Annotated in this window: 14 protein-coding genes; 1 reads left to right on the top strand and 13 read right to left on the bottom strand. The window is 55.0% G+C overall.

The genetic code is table 11. The features are described 5' to 3' along the window. Nucleotides 1–52: 52 nt before the first annotated feature. The 4 genes from RSAL33209_RS06245 to RSAL33209_RS06230 all read right to left on the bottom strand — a co-directional run bounded on the left by RSAL33209_RS06245 (nucleotide 53) and on the right by RSAL33209_RS06230 (nucleotide 3,769). Complete coding sequence (locus tag RSAL33209_RS06245; RefSeq protein WP_114597590.1) at nucleotides 53–352, bottom strand: AtpZ/AtpI family protein; 300 nt, start codon at nucleotides 350–352, stop codon at nucleotides 53–55. Continuing rightward, entirely contained in the window at nucleotides 345–824 is a 480-nt protein-coding gene (locus RSAL33209_RS17505) for a Cg1360 family ATP-synthase-associated protein (protein WP_012244857.1), read from the bottom strand. Before RSAL33209_RS17505 ends, RSAL33209_RS06245 begins: the two co-directional genes overlap by 8 nt. A gap of 110 nt (nucleotides 825–934) precedes the next feature. Then, nucleotides 935–1,972, bottom strand: a complete 1,038-nt coding sequence (locus RSAL33209_RS06235; RefSeq protein WP_012244856.1) for an MraY family glycosyltransferase — start codon at nucleotides 1,970–1,972, stop codon at nucleotides 935–937. Further along, a complete protein-coding gene (locus RSAL33209_RS06230) occupies nucleotides 1,973–3,769 on the bottom strand; it encodes a polysaccharide biosynthesis protein (protein ID WP_114597589.1) in 1,797 nt (598 codons plus the stop codon). It lies immediately after the preceding gene. A 171-nt stretch (nucleotides 3,770–3,940) separates the two neighbouring features. On the opposite strand from RSAL33209_RS06230, the gene RSAL33209_RS06225 reads away from it, so the two are divergent. Next, the gene (locus tag RSAL33209_RS06225) at nucleotides 3,941–4,876 is read left to right on the top strand and encodes an NAD-dependent epimerase/dehydratase family protein (RefSeq protein ID WP_049759069.1); all 936 of its coding nucleotides are present in this window, start codon (nucleotides 3,941–3,943) and stop codon (nucleotides 4,874–4,876) included. 22 nt (nucleotides 4,877–4,898) lie between these two features. Here RSAL33209_RS06225 and RSAL33209_RS06220 read toward each other — a convergent pair whose 3' ends face one another. The 9 genes from RSAL33209_RS06220 to lysA form a co-directional block, all read right to left on the bottom strand. After that, the gene (locus tag RSAL33209_RS06220) at nucleotides 4,899–6,692 is read right to left on the bottom strand and encodes a glycosyltransferase (protein WP_012244853.1); all 1,794 of its coding nucleotides are present in this window, start codon (nucleotides 6,690–6,692) and stop codon (nucleotides 4,899–4,901) included. After that, entirely contained in the window at nucleotides 6,689–7,486 is a 798-nt protein-coding gene (locus tag RSAL33209_RS06215; RefSeq protein ID WP_012244852.1) for an L-threonylcarbamoyladenylate synthase, read from the bottom strand. Before RSAL33209_RS06215 ends, RSAL33209_RS06220 begins: the two co-directional genes overlap by 4 nt. Further along, on the bottom strand, nucleotides 7,486–8,388 hold the full coding sequence (prmC, locus tag RSAL33209_RS06210) for a peptide chain release factor N(5)-glutamine methyltransferase (protein ID WP_012244851.1): 903 nt from the start codon (nucleotides 8,386–8,388) through the stop codon (nucleotides 7,486–7,488). The genes RSAL33209_RS06215 and prmC overlap by 1 nt, the downstream gene beginning before the upstream one ends. 3 nt (nucleotides 8,389–8,391) lie before the next feature. Beyond that, complete coding sequence (gene prfA, locus RSAL33209_RS06205) at nucleotides 8,392–9,474, bottom strand: peptide chain release factor 1 (RefSeq protein WP_012244850.1); 1,083 nt, start codon at nucleotides 9,472–9,474, stop codon at nucleotides 8,392–8,394. Between the two features lie 115 nt (nucleotides 9,475–9,589). Further along, nucleotides 9,590–11,734 carry a transcription termination factor Rho gene (rho, locus tag RSAL33209_RS06200; protein ID WP_041685301.1) on the bottom strand — a complete coding sequence of 715 codons (2,145 nt, stop codon included), beginning with the start codon at nucleotides 11,732–11,734 and terminating at the stop codon, nucleotides 9,590–9,592. Nucleotides 11,735–12,036: 302 nt separating this feature from the next. After that, on the bottom strand, nucleotides 12,037–13,008 hold the full coding sequence (gene thrB, locus RSAL33209_RS06195; RefSeq protein ID WP_012244848.1) for a homoserine kinase: 972 nt from the start codon (nucleotides 13,006–13,008) through the stop codon (nucleotides 12,037–12,039). Between the two features lies 1 nt (nucleotide 13,009). Next, the gene (thrC, locus tag RSAL33209_RS06190) at nucleotides 13,010–14,098 is read right to left on the bottom strand and encodes a threonine synthase (RefSeq protein WP_012244847.1); all 1,089 of its coding nucleotides are present in this window, start codon (nucleotides 14,096–14,098) and stop codon (nucleotides 13,010–13,012) included. Nucleotides 14,099–14,106: 8 nt separating this feature from the next. Continuing rightward, a complete protein-coding gene (locus RSAL33209_RS06185) occupies nucleotides 14,107–15,474 on the bottom strand; it encodes a homoserine dehydrogenase (RefSeq protein WP_049758871.1) in 1,368 nt (455 codons plus the stop codon). Between the two features lie 4 nt (nucleotides 15,475–15,478). Beyond that, nucleotides 15,479–16,930, bottom strand: a complete 1,452-nt coding sequence (gene lysA / locus RSAL33209_RS06180; protein WP_012244845.1) for a diaminopimelate decarboxylase — start codon at nucleotides 16,928–16,930, stop codon at nucleotides 15,479–15,481.

Here is a 16,930-nt window from a genome sequence, read left to right as displayed (position 1 = left end):
TTCGGATTTTCAACGCTGAACTTGTTCGAAACTTGCCAGGCACCGTCACGCATCAGTTTTGATCCGTTGTTTTGCTGGCAGAACCCTTGGTCGCGGACGCGTCGTCGCTGACGTGCCCCCGTCGAAATCTTGGCGCAAAGGATAGGTACATTCCTCCGGCTGCGCCAAAAAGCGCACCAATCAGTACGAGCCATTGGGTTTTGAACAAATTTTCCAGCCCCCACCCTATCAAACTCCATACGACGATTCCGCCAAAAATGTAGCTGAATACAGCCATTCCGGCACTCGAAGTTGAGTTACCGTCGATATGATCGCTGCCACCTTCGGCCGCGGAGATTTTTTCTTTAGACATTACCGCCACCATTCGGCGTCGGATCGTTGAAGATCTGCAGACGTAATCTTGAGAACACCAGGATCTCTACACTGAGCCAGATTAATACTGCGGCGAGAGCCGAGATAAAGAACCACAGCTTAACCATCCAGTCAGGCGAACCCAGGGCAATGAAAACTGATGCGAAGCCAACAAACTTAACCACGTAACCGACCGCGAAAACTCCGAATACTCCTGAGGGGTTCTTGCGCCCCATGAAGTGTCCAATAAGCAGCGAGATACCAAAGAAGACAATCACAACAAAGCCACTGAGCAGAGCGCTTAGTGCCCCATAGTCACCGTTGACGATCCAGCCGATGACCGCAATGATCAGCACGGCCGGCACAGTAAAGCTCAGGCAGCGCAATAAGATGCGCATCCAGGGGGATTCGGTTGGACCCGAAACGGCAAGCGGCGCCGAAGAGACGGCTTTGCTGCTCTGGGAGTCAGTCATTGGGACCCAATCTTAAGTCAGGCTTTGGTCTGGAAGCCAGCGAAACAGGAAGCGGCACAATTCAATACCGCAGGATAAATTCTACACGAGATAGAACAGTGCTTGTGACACTACTGTGTCGCTGCTGTGCTGCGCGCCTTTCGATGTCTAATCAGGCGCTGAAATATTGTTGGCGTGCGCAAATACAGCAGGACCACCAGCACACAAAGAATCGCAGAAATCAAGAGCCCGGTGGGGCCATTTGCTACGGCAAAAATTCCCAGTGCACTCGTGAGGATCGTCGCAACCGTAACCATGCTGGATGCTTGCAGATGGCTCAACCCCACAATGACCACTCGTTGATAGGCATGCTGACGATGTGCCACGTACCAACGCTCGCCGGCTGCCATTCGGCGAATCAGGGTGACAAATGTGTCGGCTAAATAGATCAGTACCGGAGCGAAAAGATACTCGACCGGCACGCCGGCCAAAAACGCTGCCACGGCAGTAATCGCGATTGAGGATCCGAGCAGATAAGAGCCCACATCGCCAAGGAATACTGGTTTTCCGCTTAAATTCCACGGTAGAAATCCGATAAACCCTGCTGCAATCACTACGCCAACTACCACTAGCCATGGCGTTTGGGTCAGTGCACCAGCAATCGCATACGCGGCACCCACTACCGCGCCATGAAGACCGGATATCCCATTGATTCCATCCATGAAATTGGCCACGTTGATGTAGGCAGCCACGGCTACTGCGCCAGCGGGCGCCCACCAATAGCCGGTGCCACCAGTGAGCCACGCCAAGACTGCAGTGCCAGCTGCACCAATAATCAGATGAAACGCAGCACGATTTGTCACGCGCAAGCCCCGAAGGTCCTCAGCCCAGCCGACAATTGATGCGGCCAAGACCACGATCAAGATGGTCAAGATAATCGCTTTGTGGTTGGCGCTGAGCGGCGTGAAAAGCGAAACCAGCAATGCCAAAGACACCGCGGCAAGAACTGAGATTCCCATGCCGCGGATTGTTGGCACCGAATGCGAAGAGCGTTCGGAGGGCATATCAACGACGGCGAGCCGCTGCAACCAAGGCTTGAACACGAAAGGAAATAAAAGGCTCGCGACCAGAGCAACAACGGCACACAGAATGATGGTGAGCCAGAGCATTCAGGCCCCCTTGGACATCGAGCCGAAAGGTTCGACGTCGCCTTCTAATTCAAATGCCGGTTCGCCAGCTTCTTCCTGAGAACGAAGCAGCCAGGACGCGTAATCCATTAGCTGCGGATTCAGCGGTTTTGCCCTGGTGTGCGAAATTTTGGGATGCAGTGGGCGAGCGCCTACTTCGTCATAGCCGACGAGGACCTCGTGAAGTTTCTCCGACGGGCGCAGACCGGTGAAGACAATTTCAATGTCTTTGCCAGACATAGCGATCATCTGCTTCGCAACATCCAGGATCCGAACGGGCTCCCCAATGTCCAAAAGCAAAACTTCGCCACCGGTGCCAATTGCGCCAGCTTGGATGACCAGTTGGCAAGCTTCTGGGATAGTCATAAAGAACCTCGTGACATCCGGATGCGTAACCGTTAGCGGGCCGCCAGTACGAATCTGTTCGCTGAACAGCGGAAGCATTGAACCTCGGCTGCCAATGACATTGCCAAACCGCACCGAGACATAAGTCTTTCCGGTTTGCTGCGCCATCCAAGCCGTTAGTTTCTCCGCGACTCGTTTGGAATGTCCCAACGCCGTTGTAGGATTCGCGGCTTTATCGGTGGAGATATTGACTAACGTCTGCACATCAGCGTCTCTGGCCGCCTGCAACACATTCAATGTTCCGACAACGTTTGTCTTCCACGCCTCTTGTGGATACTGCTGCAACAAGGGAGCGTGCTTGAGCGCTGAGGCGTGAAAAACCACTTCCGGTCGGCGATCCAAAAAGATCTCTCGTATCGCGTTTTCATCCCGGATGTCAGCGAGAATGGTGTCTCTTCCGTTGAGTAGTCCGTGACCGGAAATACTCAGCTGCGTTGCTTGCAGTCCAGATTCGTCTCGATCCAGCATCATCAGCTCGGATGGATCAAAGCCAACTAGCTGTCGACATAGCTCGGAGCCAATGGATCCGCCCGCCCCGGTGACCAAAACTCGCTTACCGGTAACATAGCCGGCAATTTTCTCTACCTGAATGTCGACCGGGCGTCTGCCAATAAGGTCTTCAACAGCAATCTCACGAAAGTCAGAAATACCGCCGTCAAGCATCTTCTGCAACGGGGGTAGCACCAGCACCCGAAGACGAAGCCCCGCCACCATTTCGGAAATCTCCCGGACTTTAGCGGATTCCACCTTGGCGAAGGCCAAGACTAAAATTTCCGCGTGCGTACGCTTGGCAATTTCGGCAAGGTCGTCACCGCGGCCTAAAACCGAAACTGAAGAAAGATGTAGATGTTTTTTTGCTGGATCGTCATCAACCAACCCCACGGGGAAAAACGGTGACTGTGTATCCTGTAACATCCGGTTGACCAACGAATTTCCCAAGAAACCCGCACCATAGACCAGCGTGCGTTGTGCTTGCTCACCAGGACGGGGTTTGCCTTCAACGTATAGCCGTTTGAGATAACGAATGGCCGCCATAAACATGCAGGCGAACGGGAAGGCGATTGCGCCGACGCTACGGCCTATGCCCGTTTGGTTGATGAAGATGAACAGATAGAGCGAAGTAGTAACCGCCACAATCAACGTGACAATGACTAATAGTCTGGCCTCTTGAAAAGAGCCGAAACTATATCTGCCCCGGTACAGAGAGAACGAATATCCGGCAATCACCTGAGTTAGCACTGCTACACCCATGACGCTCAAGGCCGCAAGCCAAGAGATCCGATTGACATCGAGCTCGTAACGCAAAAGCAGCGCCAGCAAGATCGCCACGATCCAGCTGAAAGCGTCGAGGAAATATTGGGACCAAAGCCACATAATCGGCTTGGACTCAGTTTCCTTACTTTCTGACAATGGCCTACCTTGCGTCGAGTTTCAATTGAGTTGCGCAGCTGGTTTCCCGAATCCGCACTCATAACAGCTTAGCTTGGCTAGAGTGGGTCTGGTCCGTATTGCGGTCTTACGCGCCCGAAGAAAGCGATGGAATCAGTGAAGGTCTTGGTTACCGGTGCCAGCGGATTTGTTGGCCAAACGTTAGTTTCAGTCCTACGAAATCAGGGCAATCAGCTCAGGTACACGGTCCGAAGCGAGGCACAAGCGAAATTCGGTGCCGAGCACGTTGTGGTGCCTGATTTCAGGGACTTCAATGCGTGGCCAGAGTTGCTAGATGGAATCGACGCAGTCATTCATCTAGCGGCACGCGTACACCAAATGAATGACGATTCGGCTGATCCGCTCAACAGCTTCAGAGCAACCAACACGGCTCCCACTTTGGCCCTTGCACAGGCAGCTCATGACGCTGGCGTGTCGCGCTTTATTTTCCTGAGTTCCATCAAGGTCAACGGCGAAAAAACCACTGCTGACCCTTTCAGCATTTCATCGATGCCTTACCCAGTTGACCCCTATGCGATGTCGAAATACGAAGCGGAAGAAGGATTGGCAAAAATTGCCGCCGACGGCGCAATGAGCCTGGTCGCGGTCCGTTCGCCGATGGTCTACGGCCCGGCGGGGAAAGGCAATGTCGAGCGATTGGCTGGTCTAGCTCGCCGAGGCCTTCCCGTGCCGTTTGGTGCAATCCACAATCGCCGCACGATGATTTCGGTGCAGAATCTTAGCGACTTGTTAGCATATCTCGTACAAAAGCCAGCAGACAGTCGAGAGCTCGGATTGGTCTTGGCAGGAGATGCGCAGAGTTCATCTACCGCCGAGCTCTACCGCGAACTGGCAACTTCTTTAGGCGCACCTGCGAGGATTCTCTCAGTCCCCGTTTCGATGTTACGTTTTGCCGGCCGCCTGCTAGGAAAATCTGCAGAAATCAATCGCCTCACGGAGTCCCTGGAAATCTCCGTCGGCAGCACCGAATCCGGGTTCGACTGGCAGCCCCCGCTAACCTTCAGCGATGGAATTGCCTTGATGAAAGGTTAGCTTCAATACTCACAGCAGAGACTTAGCTGTTCTTGGTGAATGCAGCCCGGTACCCAGTGCATCGAATGCCGGTCGGGATCAGTCGATAACCGCAACGAATCAACACATTTCGCAGCCATTGCAAGGGCGAAATATAGCCAGAACAAATCATTCTGCCCTGCAGCGCAAACTCGGCTTTGAGCAGTTTCAGGCCGCCACGACGCTGATAGGCCCCGGCACTCACTCGGTAACGGACCAAGGCTTCTGGCAGGTTTACCGCTTTGCTGCTCGAATGAAGCAGCCTCATCCAAAGCCAAAAATCCTCAATAAGGTGCATATCTCCGTAGCCGCCGACTGCGAGCACAGCACTCTTTCGGTAAACAACAGAGGGATGATGAAAAGGGCTGCGGAAGCCTGAATTTGCCGCAAGCGCAGCTTGATCGGTAACTACCGGTCGGTAAGCAAGTGGCTGCGAATCGTCGTCGCCAATTTCTTCGATAGCGGAGCCGACAATGTCATAACCTGCTTCCAGATACTGCACTTGACGTTCAAAACGTTGTGGCAATGAAATATCGTCGGCATCCATTCTGGCCACGATGTCGTTACGGCACTCAAGCAGCCCCACATCAAGCGCGCCAGCTAGGCCCACTGATTGCGGAAGTCGTACAACGCGTACTAGGCCATCGGGCTTTTGTTCGCACTCCAGCAGGAAGCTTTCAATTGCGGCTGGCACTGGACCATCGCGCACAATTACCACTTCTTGCGGCAAACGGCTCTGTGCTGAACTGACAGATTCAACTGCCCGGCGAAATAGCTCCGCATCATCGCCAGCATAAACCGGGAGCAAAACGGAAAAATCTTCATTGCTACTAGATTGCGCTTGTCCGCCAAGTTTCCAATCAGGCAACTGATGGATCCCCTGAAGTGCTTGTTCGTTACTGCGCGGAGCCTTCCTTAAGCCTTCGCTGAGTCCGCGCAATCCCGCTTTAAGCACAACGCTGCGGCTCGAACTTCGGCCAATCATGAGCGTCCAGCGTCGAAGCGACGAAGCCCCATAAAGTAACTTTTCCCGGCCGCTCAGTGCTGGTGACCGGGTGAAAAGCCAAATCTTGTTCCGAACTTCGAAGAAGAACCGTTCGCCAACGTCAACGGTATTTGAGTCAAAAACCTTGGTGTGGTGACTTACCGCCGAGGTCTCGCTAGCTAAGGCAAAACGGCGTCGCGCGAGCCTGGTACTGAACTCAAAATCGTCGTTCCAAAGAAAATAGTCAATGATCGGCAGGCCGTTGTCTCGAATTGCTTGCGCATCAATAAAAAGTGAGACGAACGAGGCTGAACGTACTGGTCGCGCTGAATTTCGGCGGGCACGGTCCATCTCTGCGGGTCGGGCGCCAACCTTAGTCCGTGGCGTGTTCATCGGATGATCGCGACCATCAGTCCATAACACTCTGCTCGCAATGAGAGCCGGCTTAGCATTACTCGGATAAGCAGACCACAATTTCACAGCCTCACTGAGCGTGTCTTGGTGCGGCTCAGTATCATCGTCCATGATCCAAACCAGCTCAGGATTGTGGTTTGCCAAAGCATGGGCCATTCCGACGGCGAATCCACCAGCCCCGCCGGTATTGCTTTCCAAAGCGACAAGTTCGTAATCGAACGGCAGTTTGAGCGCTCGCAAATCGTCAGCTGCGCCATCGGTCGAGCCGTTGTCAACCACTACCAGAGCATCCGGTGTGCGCTCCCCCGCGCACAAAGCCTCAATGGCCTTTCCAAGAAGCTCCCTGCGGTTGTAGCTAACCAGCACAGCTACAACTCGAACCGGAAACTCAGCCGTCATCGTTTGTCGTCTCCAACGGCTTCCTGCGCGCCGTCAACGTGCTGCGGAGCTGTCGGAATCTCTTCGGTCCCGGGGACTTCAACGGCGGCAGGGATTTCATCAACTGTAACGACCTCTTCGGCAACCGGAACCTCACCAAAATCAAGGACCGACGGCACCACTCCACGGAGCTGATCGATGGTGATGACTCCCGGTCGAACGACCCGGAGCCGGTCCCCGGTAGCGTCGACGATTGTTGAAGGCTGCACCTCTGCACCGTCTAGCGGCCGTTCGCCTTCGCCCAAATAGACTTCGACAACTTCGCCAAGTTGTTCCCTGGCTTGGGCAACGGTTCGGGCCGTCGGTTGACCGGTGCGGTTCGCCGAAGACACGGCGAGTGGCCCGGTAAGCGTCAAAAGATCCAGCACCAATTTGTCATCCGGCATTCGGAGCGCAACCGTGCCAAATGAGTCACCAAGATCCCAATCTAGCGAAGGCTGAGCATGAAAAATTAGCGTCAGTCCGCCGGGCCAGAAAGCTTCAGCAAGTTTGCGGGCTTCCTCGCTGATATCAACAGCCAAGCCGTCCATCGTCTGAACTCTTTGGATCAAAACGGGCGGCGGCATCGATCGGCCGCGTCCTTTCGCGGCAAGCAATGTTGCCACCGCAACCGGTGAAAATGCATCAGCGGCAATGCCATACACGGTATCGGTAGGCATAACGATAGTTTGCTTTTGTGCGATGGCTTTTTTGGCGTGCGCCATGCCTTCTGCGCGTTGGGACTCTACAGTGCAGTCATAGACAATCGTGCTCACTAGCCCATTCTTTCATCAGTCGGGTGCGTTGGACGTGCATTGGACGCCAAGCGTCCACTTGTTGCACGCTCCTTGCCAGTCAAATCGAGATGTCCTTCAACATAGCCAAACCCAGCATTCTCAAACAGCCGCACCATGGTTGCTGCTTGAACTTCTGCGTGCTCCATGACAAAAAGACCACCGGGCTTGAGCAATCGCACGGCACTCGCAAGTGCCGCTCGGGGCAGCTCTAGCCCGTCGGCCCAGCCACCGTACAGCGCAATTTCTGGGTCGTGTTCAGCAACTTCTGGTTCGTTGGGAACTGCTTCATCCGGAATGTACGGCGGGTTACTCAAGACCACATCAGCTAAACCATCGAGATCTTCAAAGGCCGAGCGCAAGTCACCCAACCGTAGCTCAACCTGAGCACCATAACGGGCCAAGTTCCGGGCTGCCCAATCATGCGCCAAATCTGAAAGTTCGACGGCGAATACCCGAGATCCCGGGACCTCCGAGGCAATTGCCGCGGCAAGTGCACCAGAGCCGGTGCCCAGATCGACTACCACTGGTGCGGTCAACTCGACCTGGGCCGCAAGGAAGTTAATGGCCAGCTGAGCCACCCCCTCGGATTCAGGTCGCGGGATAAATACACCTGGCCCGACAGCAAGTTCCAGATGGCGAAAGTACGCCACTCCGGTGAGATGTTGCAGCGGAATTCGTTGCGCCCGCTCTGCAACAAGTTCAGCAAATCCAGCTGGAACTGGCGCATTTAACAGCACAGCTGCACGAATTTCGCCCAAAGTCTTACCGCTCAAATGCGCGGCGAGGATTTCAGCATCAACTTTTGGTGAGGGAACCCCAGATGCCGTAAGCTTGGCCGTGGCAAGTTGCAAGGCCTCTGCTAGGCCTTCGGCGTTGTTCATGACCTACTCAGAGCTACCCGAAAGTGCATCAAGGCGCGATTGTTCGTCCATTTCGATTGCTGATTGGATCACCGGCCCCAAATCACCGTTCATCACAGCATCTAGATTGTAGGACTTATAGCCAGTCCGGTGATCCGCAATGCGGTTTTCCGGGAAGTTGTAGGTACGAATCCGCTCGGAGCGATCCATGGTCCGAATCTGCGATTTCCGCACAGCAGAGTTTTCCGCGTCAATCAGCTCTTGTTGGTGCGCGAGAATTCGAGCTCGAAGCACCCGCATGCCAGCTTCACGGTTCTGTAGCTGTGATTTCTCATTCTGCATCGCGACGACAATCCCAGTAGGAAAGTGCGTAATCCGAACTGCGGAGTCGGTGGTATTAACCGACTGGCCACCAGGCCCGGAAGAACGATAGACGTCAATTTTCAAGTCGTTCTGACTAATTTCGACTTCTTCAGGCTCATCAACTTCGGGGAAAACCAATACGCCGGCTGCCGAGGTGTGAATGCGGCCCTGCGATTCGGTGACCGGCACGCGTTGCACTCTGTGCACGCCACCTTCAAATTTGAGTGCTGCGAAGACGCCTTCGGCTGGGTCGTTGGAACGTCCTTTGACCGCAATTTGAATATCTTTATACCCGCCAAGATCAGATTCGGTGGCTGAAATGACCTCAATCTTCCAACCCTTTGACTCGGCGTATCGGGAGTACATCCGAACCAGGTCAGCGGCAAACAAAGCCGATTCATCTCCGCCTTCACCTGCTTTGACTTCCAAGATAACGTCGCGGCCGTCGTCGGGATCTCTAGGAATCAGCAATCGACGAAGCTTTTCTTGGGCGTGCGCCAACTGCTCTTCGAGAACTGGAACCTCAGCGGCAAACTCCGAATCCTCGGAAGCCATTTCCTTTGCTGCCGCGAGATCATCCGAAAGCTGTTGAACCTGGTGGTAACCCTCAACGATGGTGCTCAGCTCCGCGTAACGGCGGCCGAGTTTTCGCGCCAATGACTGGTCTGCGTGAACTGCGGGATCACTTAAACGGATCTGCAAATCGGCGTGCTCATCTAGCAGACCTTGAATTGACTCGAACATCTTGTCTTACCTTTCACAAAAGCAATTTTGACCAACAAAAAACCGTTGAGGAGGCAGTTAACGCATCTTCCAGGCTAGCAAAGGTGCGTTAGCTGCCTCCTCAACGGCAGTTAAGCTATCTGTCGTCGTCGGACTTCGAACCCAAAGTGGTCTTTTGGATCTGCATCAAGAATTCGACGTTGCTCTGAGTTTCGCGGAGCTTGGAGGTAAGCAATTCAAGTGACTGCTGCTGTTCCAGCCCCGAAAGGACCCGACGGAGCTTCCACATAATGTGGACTTCTTCCGGCGAGAGCAGATTTTCTTCGCGGCGAGTACTGGATGCGTTGACATCCACTGCCGGGAAAATACGCTTGTCTGCAAGATTTCTGGACAACCGGAGTTCCATGTTGCCAGTGCCCTTGAATTCCTCAAAGATCACCTCATCGGCCTTAGACCCGGTCTCCACCAGGGCAGTTGCCAAAATGGTCAGCGAGCCACCATTTTCGATGTTACGTGCAGCACCGAAGAAGCGCTTGGGCGGGTAGAGCGCAGCAGCGTCCACACCACCGGAGAGAATACGTCCAGAAGACGGCGCCGAGTTGTTGTAGGCACGGCCCAAACGGGTCATCGAGTCGAGGAGCACAACAACGTCCATGCCCATTTCGACGAGGCGCTTAGCACGTTCGATTGAAAGCTCAGCGACCTGAGTGTGGTCATCCGCTGGCCGGTCGAAGGTCGAGGCGATAACTTCGCCCAGTACCGTGCGCTGCATATCGGTGACCTCTTCAGGACGTTCGTCCACGAGCACCATCATCAGGTGTACTTCAGGGTTATTGATCGTGATTGCATCAGCGATTGCCTGCAAAATCAAGGTCTTACCGGCCTTAGGCGGCGAAACAATCAAACCACGCTGGCCCTTACCGATCGGCGCGATCAAGTCGATAACGCGGGGACCAATCTTCTTCGGATCGGTTTCCAGGCGCAGGCGCTCCGAGGGGTACAACGGCACCAACTTGGAGAAATCAACGCGATCTTTCAGCTCTTCTGGCGTTTTGCCGTTGATGCTGGTGATCTGGACCAAGGCGTTGAACTTCTGCCGTTGGCTCTGCTGACGGTTCTCTTCACCTTCGCGCGGAGCCCGAATTGCGCCAACGACGGCGTCACCCTTGCGTAGGTTGTACTTCTTAACCTGCGACAGCGAGACATAAACGTCATTGGAACCTGGCAAATAGCCCGAGGTACGGACAAAAGCGTAGTTTTCCAGAAGGTCCAAAATGCCAGCTACTGGCAACAGGACATCATCCTCAGTGACCTCGACGTCGTCAACGTCGGGACCCTGATTGCGATTCCGACGGCGATCATTACGGTCGCGGAAGCGGTCGTTACGATCATTGCGATCGTTGCGGTTATTGCGATCGTTGCGGGCATTGCCCTCATTGCGATCATTACCGCTATTGCGGTCGGCACGCTCGTTGCGCGAATTGTTCTCGTTGCGCTGGTTACCTTCGTTGCGGGTATTACCCTCAACCCGGTTGCTGCCTTCGCCTTCGCCATCGCGGTCATTGCGATTTCGATTGCGATTGCGATTGCGACGATCATTGCGGCCGTTACCGCGACCTTCTTCATCGTCATTTCGGCGGTTGTTATTCTGGCCGTTGTTCTGATTATCCTGGCGCTGACGGTTGTCGTTGCGGTTTTGGCCGGACTCCTTTTGCACGGAATCCTGGGCAGCACCTTCAGCGGCATTCTCAGACGGCGAAGCTGCCTCAGCGGCGGTGTTCGTATCATCTGCACGACGGTTACGTCCGCGCTGGCGACGTGAGCCGCCCTCGTTGGCAACTGGCTCGTTGGTTGATTCGCTCTGAGCAGGTGCATCAACAGCAACAGTCTCGACTGCGGCCGGTTCGGTGCTTACTACTCCGCTGCTAGCTGCTCGGCGGCTGCGGCCACGACGAGCAGGAGCCGCTTCAGTTTGCGGTGTTTCTGCGGCAGGCTGCGCGCCATTCGAACCGTTAGCTGAGGCGGTTTCCGTTGCCTTTGCTTGTTCGTTCTTTGGCTGGGTCTTTCGGTCTGCAACCGAAGAGCCGCGCTGGTGAGCGGAAATCGCAGTGACTAGGTCACCCTTGCGCATCCGCGAACCGCCGGTAATTCCTAGCTGACCGGCAAGAGCCTGCAGCTGCGCCAGCTTCAAACCGGCAAGTCCATTTGATTTTGCCGGAGCCTCAGATGAGGCAGATTCGGCATGGTCCATGCCTGTTACCAGGCTGGTGGTTTCTGTCACGAAGGATCCTTCCCCCTCGATACCGATTTCATGGCGTCCATGAAATCGCATTGATTGGTTTCAGCTCACGGGGTGTCTGGCTCTTTGGAGTCAGTTCCAGTGAGTTGATTGTCCGGTAGAAGCACGCGAATTGGCGCTTGAACCAGGTGGTGAAACAACCCCCGCAGGCAATAGCGGTTCACGCTTGCGGCTCATGGCAACAATTGTTATCCATGGAAAGCCTTGAGTATGAGGATCCCGCAGCTCCGGGTGGTTTTGCATCGCAAGTGGCAGACCAACTAATACGGTCCCATTCAGGCAGTCTATGACTGCCGATGCAAGATTATTTTAGCACCTTCATTGTCTATTTCGAGCTCTTGGACACGCCACGCCGAATCTTCGGCAAAATTCCCAGCTAATTCAAGGGAATCCTGCACCTGATTTGGGTTTGCGGCCAGAACTAAAACTGTCGGTCCTGCGCCAGAGATTACCGCTGCCAGCCCATGATTTCGCCAAAAATCAAGCAGCTGGGCGCTACCCGGCATAGCCTGAGCCCGGTAACCCTGATGCAAATAATCTTCCGTCGCGGCAAAAAGGAATTCTGGTGCAGCACTTAGTGCGTGGATCAATAATGCGGCACGGCCTGAATTCGCTGCCGCACTCTGATGCGAAATTGACGAAGGCAACATTGCTCGGGCAGTTTCCGTTGATAGTTCAACAGCCGGTACCGCAACAACGGGACGAACTGTATTGCTCAGCGTCACTTTTGCGCTCCGGTAACCAGTGTCTTCTTGCCAGGAAATCGCCAAGCCGCCGAACAGCGCTGGCGCCACGTTATCTGGGTGCCCTTCTAGCTCAGAAGCCAGCTGAAATACCCAATCCAAGTCCGGTTGCAGCGAGAGAGGGGCCAGTCCCCGAACTGCGAGTAACGCCGCAACGATCGCGGCCGCCGATGAGCCCAGGCCACGACCATGCGGAACGACGTTGTTGGCCTCAATTCGTAGACCGCCGCGTCGTAATCCCAGCCGGTCCAATGCCACATTGATCGTGCGCACGGTCAAGTGCGAAGCATCGCGCGGCAACGACTCGCTGCCCTCGCCGTTGAGCTCAAATTCCAGCTCATCGCCACTGAGAGTCTGCACCGTCAAGGTGTCGTAAAGGCCAAGCGCCAGACCTAGCGAATCAAAACCCGGACCCAAATTTGCGCTGGTAGCCGGCACCTGCACAGTTATTGTCTGGCCAGAAACCAGCAACAAATCTCCGGCGTTATTGTCCTGCCGACTTGGTGAAGTCACCTCAGTTTTCCAAACCTAGTTCGCGAGCGACGCTCACGACGTCGAACTCCACCTTGCGAGGCTCAACCGGGCTGCCATCGAGGTTTCGTAAGGCCCACTCTGGGTCTTTAAGACCATGGCCGGTTACCGTGATCACGATTGTCTGGCCAGCAGCTAATTCTCCGGCTCGATATTTCTTCAGAATGCCCGCAACGCCGGCCGCTGAGGCTGGTTCAACGAAGACCCCTTCTTGGGCCGAAAGCCAGCGGTGCGCTTCAAGGATCTGTTCATCGGTTACTGATTCAATAACGCCACCCGATTCATCGCGCGCGGCAACAGCTTGATCCCACGAAGCCGGGTTTCCGATTCGAATAGCGGTAGCAATTGTGTCTGGTTCGGTGATGGGATGGCCCGCCACGATTGGTGCAGAACCAGCTGCTTGGAACCCCCACATTTTAGGAAGTTTCGAAGACACCGCTGGTTGATCACCAAACGGTGCAGCGTATTCACGGTAGCCCTGCCAATATGCCGTAATATTTCCGGCATTCCCTACCGGGAGTGCATGGATGTCGGGAGCGTCGCTCAACACATCTACGACTTCAAAAGCGCCAGTTTTTTGGCCCTCAATCCGCGCTGGGTTGACCGAATTTACCAAAAATACCGGGTACGAGTCCGCCAACTTACGCGCAACTTCCAAACAATTGTCAAAGTTGCCATCAACTTGAAGCAATGTTGCACCATGTGCCACTGCTTGGCTGAGCTTGCCCATCGCAATTTTTCCGGCCGGAACGAGCACTGCGCAAGTCAGGCCGGCAGCGGTCGCGTAAGCAGCAGCTGAAGCCGAAGTGTTTCCGGTAGAAGCGCAAACGACGGCCTTAGCGCCGGCCTCAACAGCGGCCGTAATCGCCATCGTCATACCGCGATCTTTGAAACTACCGGTCGGGTTCATGCCCTCGACCTTGACGTAAACGTTACAGCCGGTCAGCTCATATAATGCTCGTGCGGGCACCAGCGGCGTACCGCCCTCGCCAAGCGTGATGACCTTAGTTGATTCGGTGACCGGCAAGCGGTCGGCGTATTCACGAATTACTCCGCGCCATTGCTGAGCCATGATGTGCCTCAGACTCCTTCTACCCTCAGGACAGACGTCACAGCAGTGGTGACGTCAAGATCTCGGATTTGTGCCACGGTGGCGGCGAGCGCGGATTCTGCGGCACGATGTGTCACGATCCGAAGCTCTGCGTATTGTTGCTGTTGATCTTGGTCATCGGCAGGATGGATGGTCTGCCGCATGGTTTCGATCGAGACGCCTTGTGTGGCGAAAATTTGTGCAATTCGAGCTAGGACGCCAGACTCATCGGCCACTTCCAGACCAATACAATAGCTAGTTTGCACCGCATCAATGCTGAGAACCGGCACGCGTCCAGCGGTAGTTTCGGTTCGGCCCGGCCCGCCTAAGACGATGCGACGCGCGGCAGAAACTAAGTCGCCAAGAACTGCCGCTGCCGTTGGCGTACCACCGGCTCCGCGGCCATAGAACATCAGTTCACCGGCGTATTCGGATTCGACGAAAACTGCATTGAAGGCGCCACGAACCGCTGCCAGCGGGTGCTCGCGCGGCAGCAGAGTCGGATGCACCCGAACGCTCACGCCATCCTGCGCCCCATCTGTTGCGGTAACCTTCTCAGCTATCGCAAGAAGTTTGATGACCAGCCCAGCTTCACGCGCCGCTTCAATATCGGAAGCGGTGATTGAACTAATTCCTTCACAATAGGCATCGTCGAGCGAAAAGCTGCTGTGAAAGGATAAGGAAGCAAGAATCGCCGCTTTTGCTGCTGCATCGCGCCCTTCCACATCGGCAGTCGGATCCGCTTCTGCGTAGCCAAGCCGTTGCGCTTCAGCTAACGCACTGTTGAAGTCAGCACCCGTCGAATCCATTTGATCGAGAATGTAATTGGTGGTGCCATTCACGATGCCTAGAACTCTAGTAATCTTGTCCCCGGCCAGGCTGTCCCTGATGGGCCGAAGGATCGGAATTGCGCCAGCTACCGCTGCTTCGTAGGAAAGTTGAACGCCTTTAGCATCAGCCAGCTCATACAGTCGAGGACCGTCTGAGGCCAACAAGGCTTTGTTTCCGCTAACTACACAGGCATTATGCTCGATGGCCAACATAATCAGGCTACGGGCCGGCTCGATTCCGCCGAGGAGCTCAATAACCAAGTCCGCATTCTTGACCAAAGATTCGGCATCCGTCGTCAAGAGCTCGCGCGGGATATCGGCACTACGCGGTGCGTCAAGATTTCGAACCGCGATGCCGACCAGGTCCAGTCGGGCACCAGTGCGTGCGGCTAGCGAATCAGCGTCTTTTAGCAGAATTCGGGCAACTTCGGTGCCAACGTTGCCGCAGCCCAGCAGCGCAATCCGTAAGGTACGGTGCTGCGCGTCTGGGTTCGGGGTAGGAACAGTTGGCGTATCAAGCTCAGTCAAGGAATTAAGCTCCTGGATCGCGGGACAACAAATCTTCTTCGGTCTCTGCCCTGACAATTACTCGTGCTGTGCCGCCGCGAACCGCGACGACACCAGGCCTGGGCAGATAGTTGTAGTTGCTGGATAGCACCCAGCAATATGCACCGGTAGCCGGCACAGCTAGCAAATCGCCAGCAATAATGTCCCCGGGCAGATATACATCTCTAACAACGATGTCCCCAGATTCGCAATGTTTGCCCACCACTCGGGACAACACCGCATCTGCTGAGCTCGAGCGATTGGCCAAAATTGCTGTGTAATCCGCATCGTAGAGCACTGGTCGAGGATTGTCGCTCATCCCGCCATCAACCGAAATATAGCGACGTTCTGCCGGACCACTTGGTGTGTCCACCACGACAGTTTTTACCGTACCCACTTGGTAAAGGGTGAACGTACTTGGGCCCACAATAGCCCGGCCCGGCTCGATCGAAATCCGGGGTGCTGTGAGGCCAAGTTCGGCACATTCAGCACGGACGACGGCGGCCATTTCGTTTGCGATCTCCGCGGCCTGGCGTGGGGTGTCTGCCTCGGTGTAGGCAATGCCGTAGCCGCCGCCCAAATCTAGTTCGACGAAATCTATACCGTGGCGGGATTTCATGTCAGCGCTGAAGCCAAGCAGGCGCTGCGCCGCTACTGCGAAGCCCTCGGCATCAAAAATTTGCGAGCCAATATGGCAATGGATGCCTAGCATTTCAATATGTTTCCCGGCGTGTGCCGCAAGTACCGCTTGCTCGGCTGGGCTTACATTTGCGCCCTGGCTGCTGGCATCTTGCCCGGCTGTTGCCAATGACAGACCAAATTTCTGGTCCTCATGCGCGGTAGCAATAAACTCGTGCGTATGCGCGTGCACCCCGGGCGTCAACCGCAGCATGACCTTAGCAATAGTGCCCAGGCCTGCAGCGATCGAGTCAATCCGTTCGATTTCTGGCAGTGAATCGGCAACAATCCTGCCCACGCCAATTTCCAGTGCTCGCCGGATTTCAGCGTCCGATTTATTGTTTCCGTGTAGTCCGAGTTTTTCGCCAGGTACTCCGGCACGCTGCGCAACCAGCATTTCGCCGCCAGAACAAGTGTCTAACCTCAGCCCTTCGTCCATCACCCAACGGGCAACTTCGGTGCAAAGAAAGGACTTACCTGCGTAATAGATATCTACTCCCCCACAGATATCCGTAAATGCCTCGTTGAACGCGGTATAGAACTCTTGGGCGCGCCGTCGAAAATCCGTTTCTGACACTACAAATAATGGCGAGCCGAATTGCGCGGCAAGATGCTGCACGCTGACACCATCGATAGCTAACTCGCCAGCTGGGTGCCGTAATACATCGCACGCCCATTCTTGCTCACGCAAGGCATTAGCATCAACGGCTGCGCTCAACCAACCAGGGGCGATCGAGGACGGCACCGTTACGGAAGCCAC

The organism is Renibacterium salmoninarum ATCC 33209, assembly GCF_000018885.1.
Taxonomy (GTDB): Bacteria; Actinomycetota; Actinomycetes; order Actinomycetales; family Micrococcaceae; genus Renibacterium; species Renibacterium salmoninarum.
Note: the sequence above shows the minus strand (reverse complement) of the source record. Positions and strands in the feature narration are given on the sequence as shown.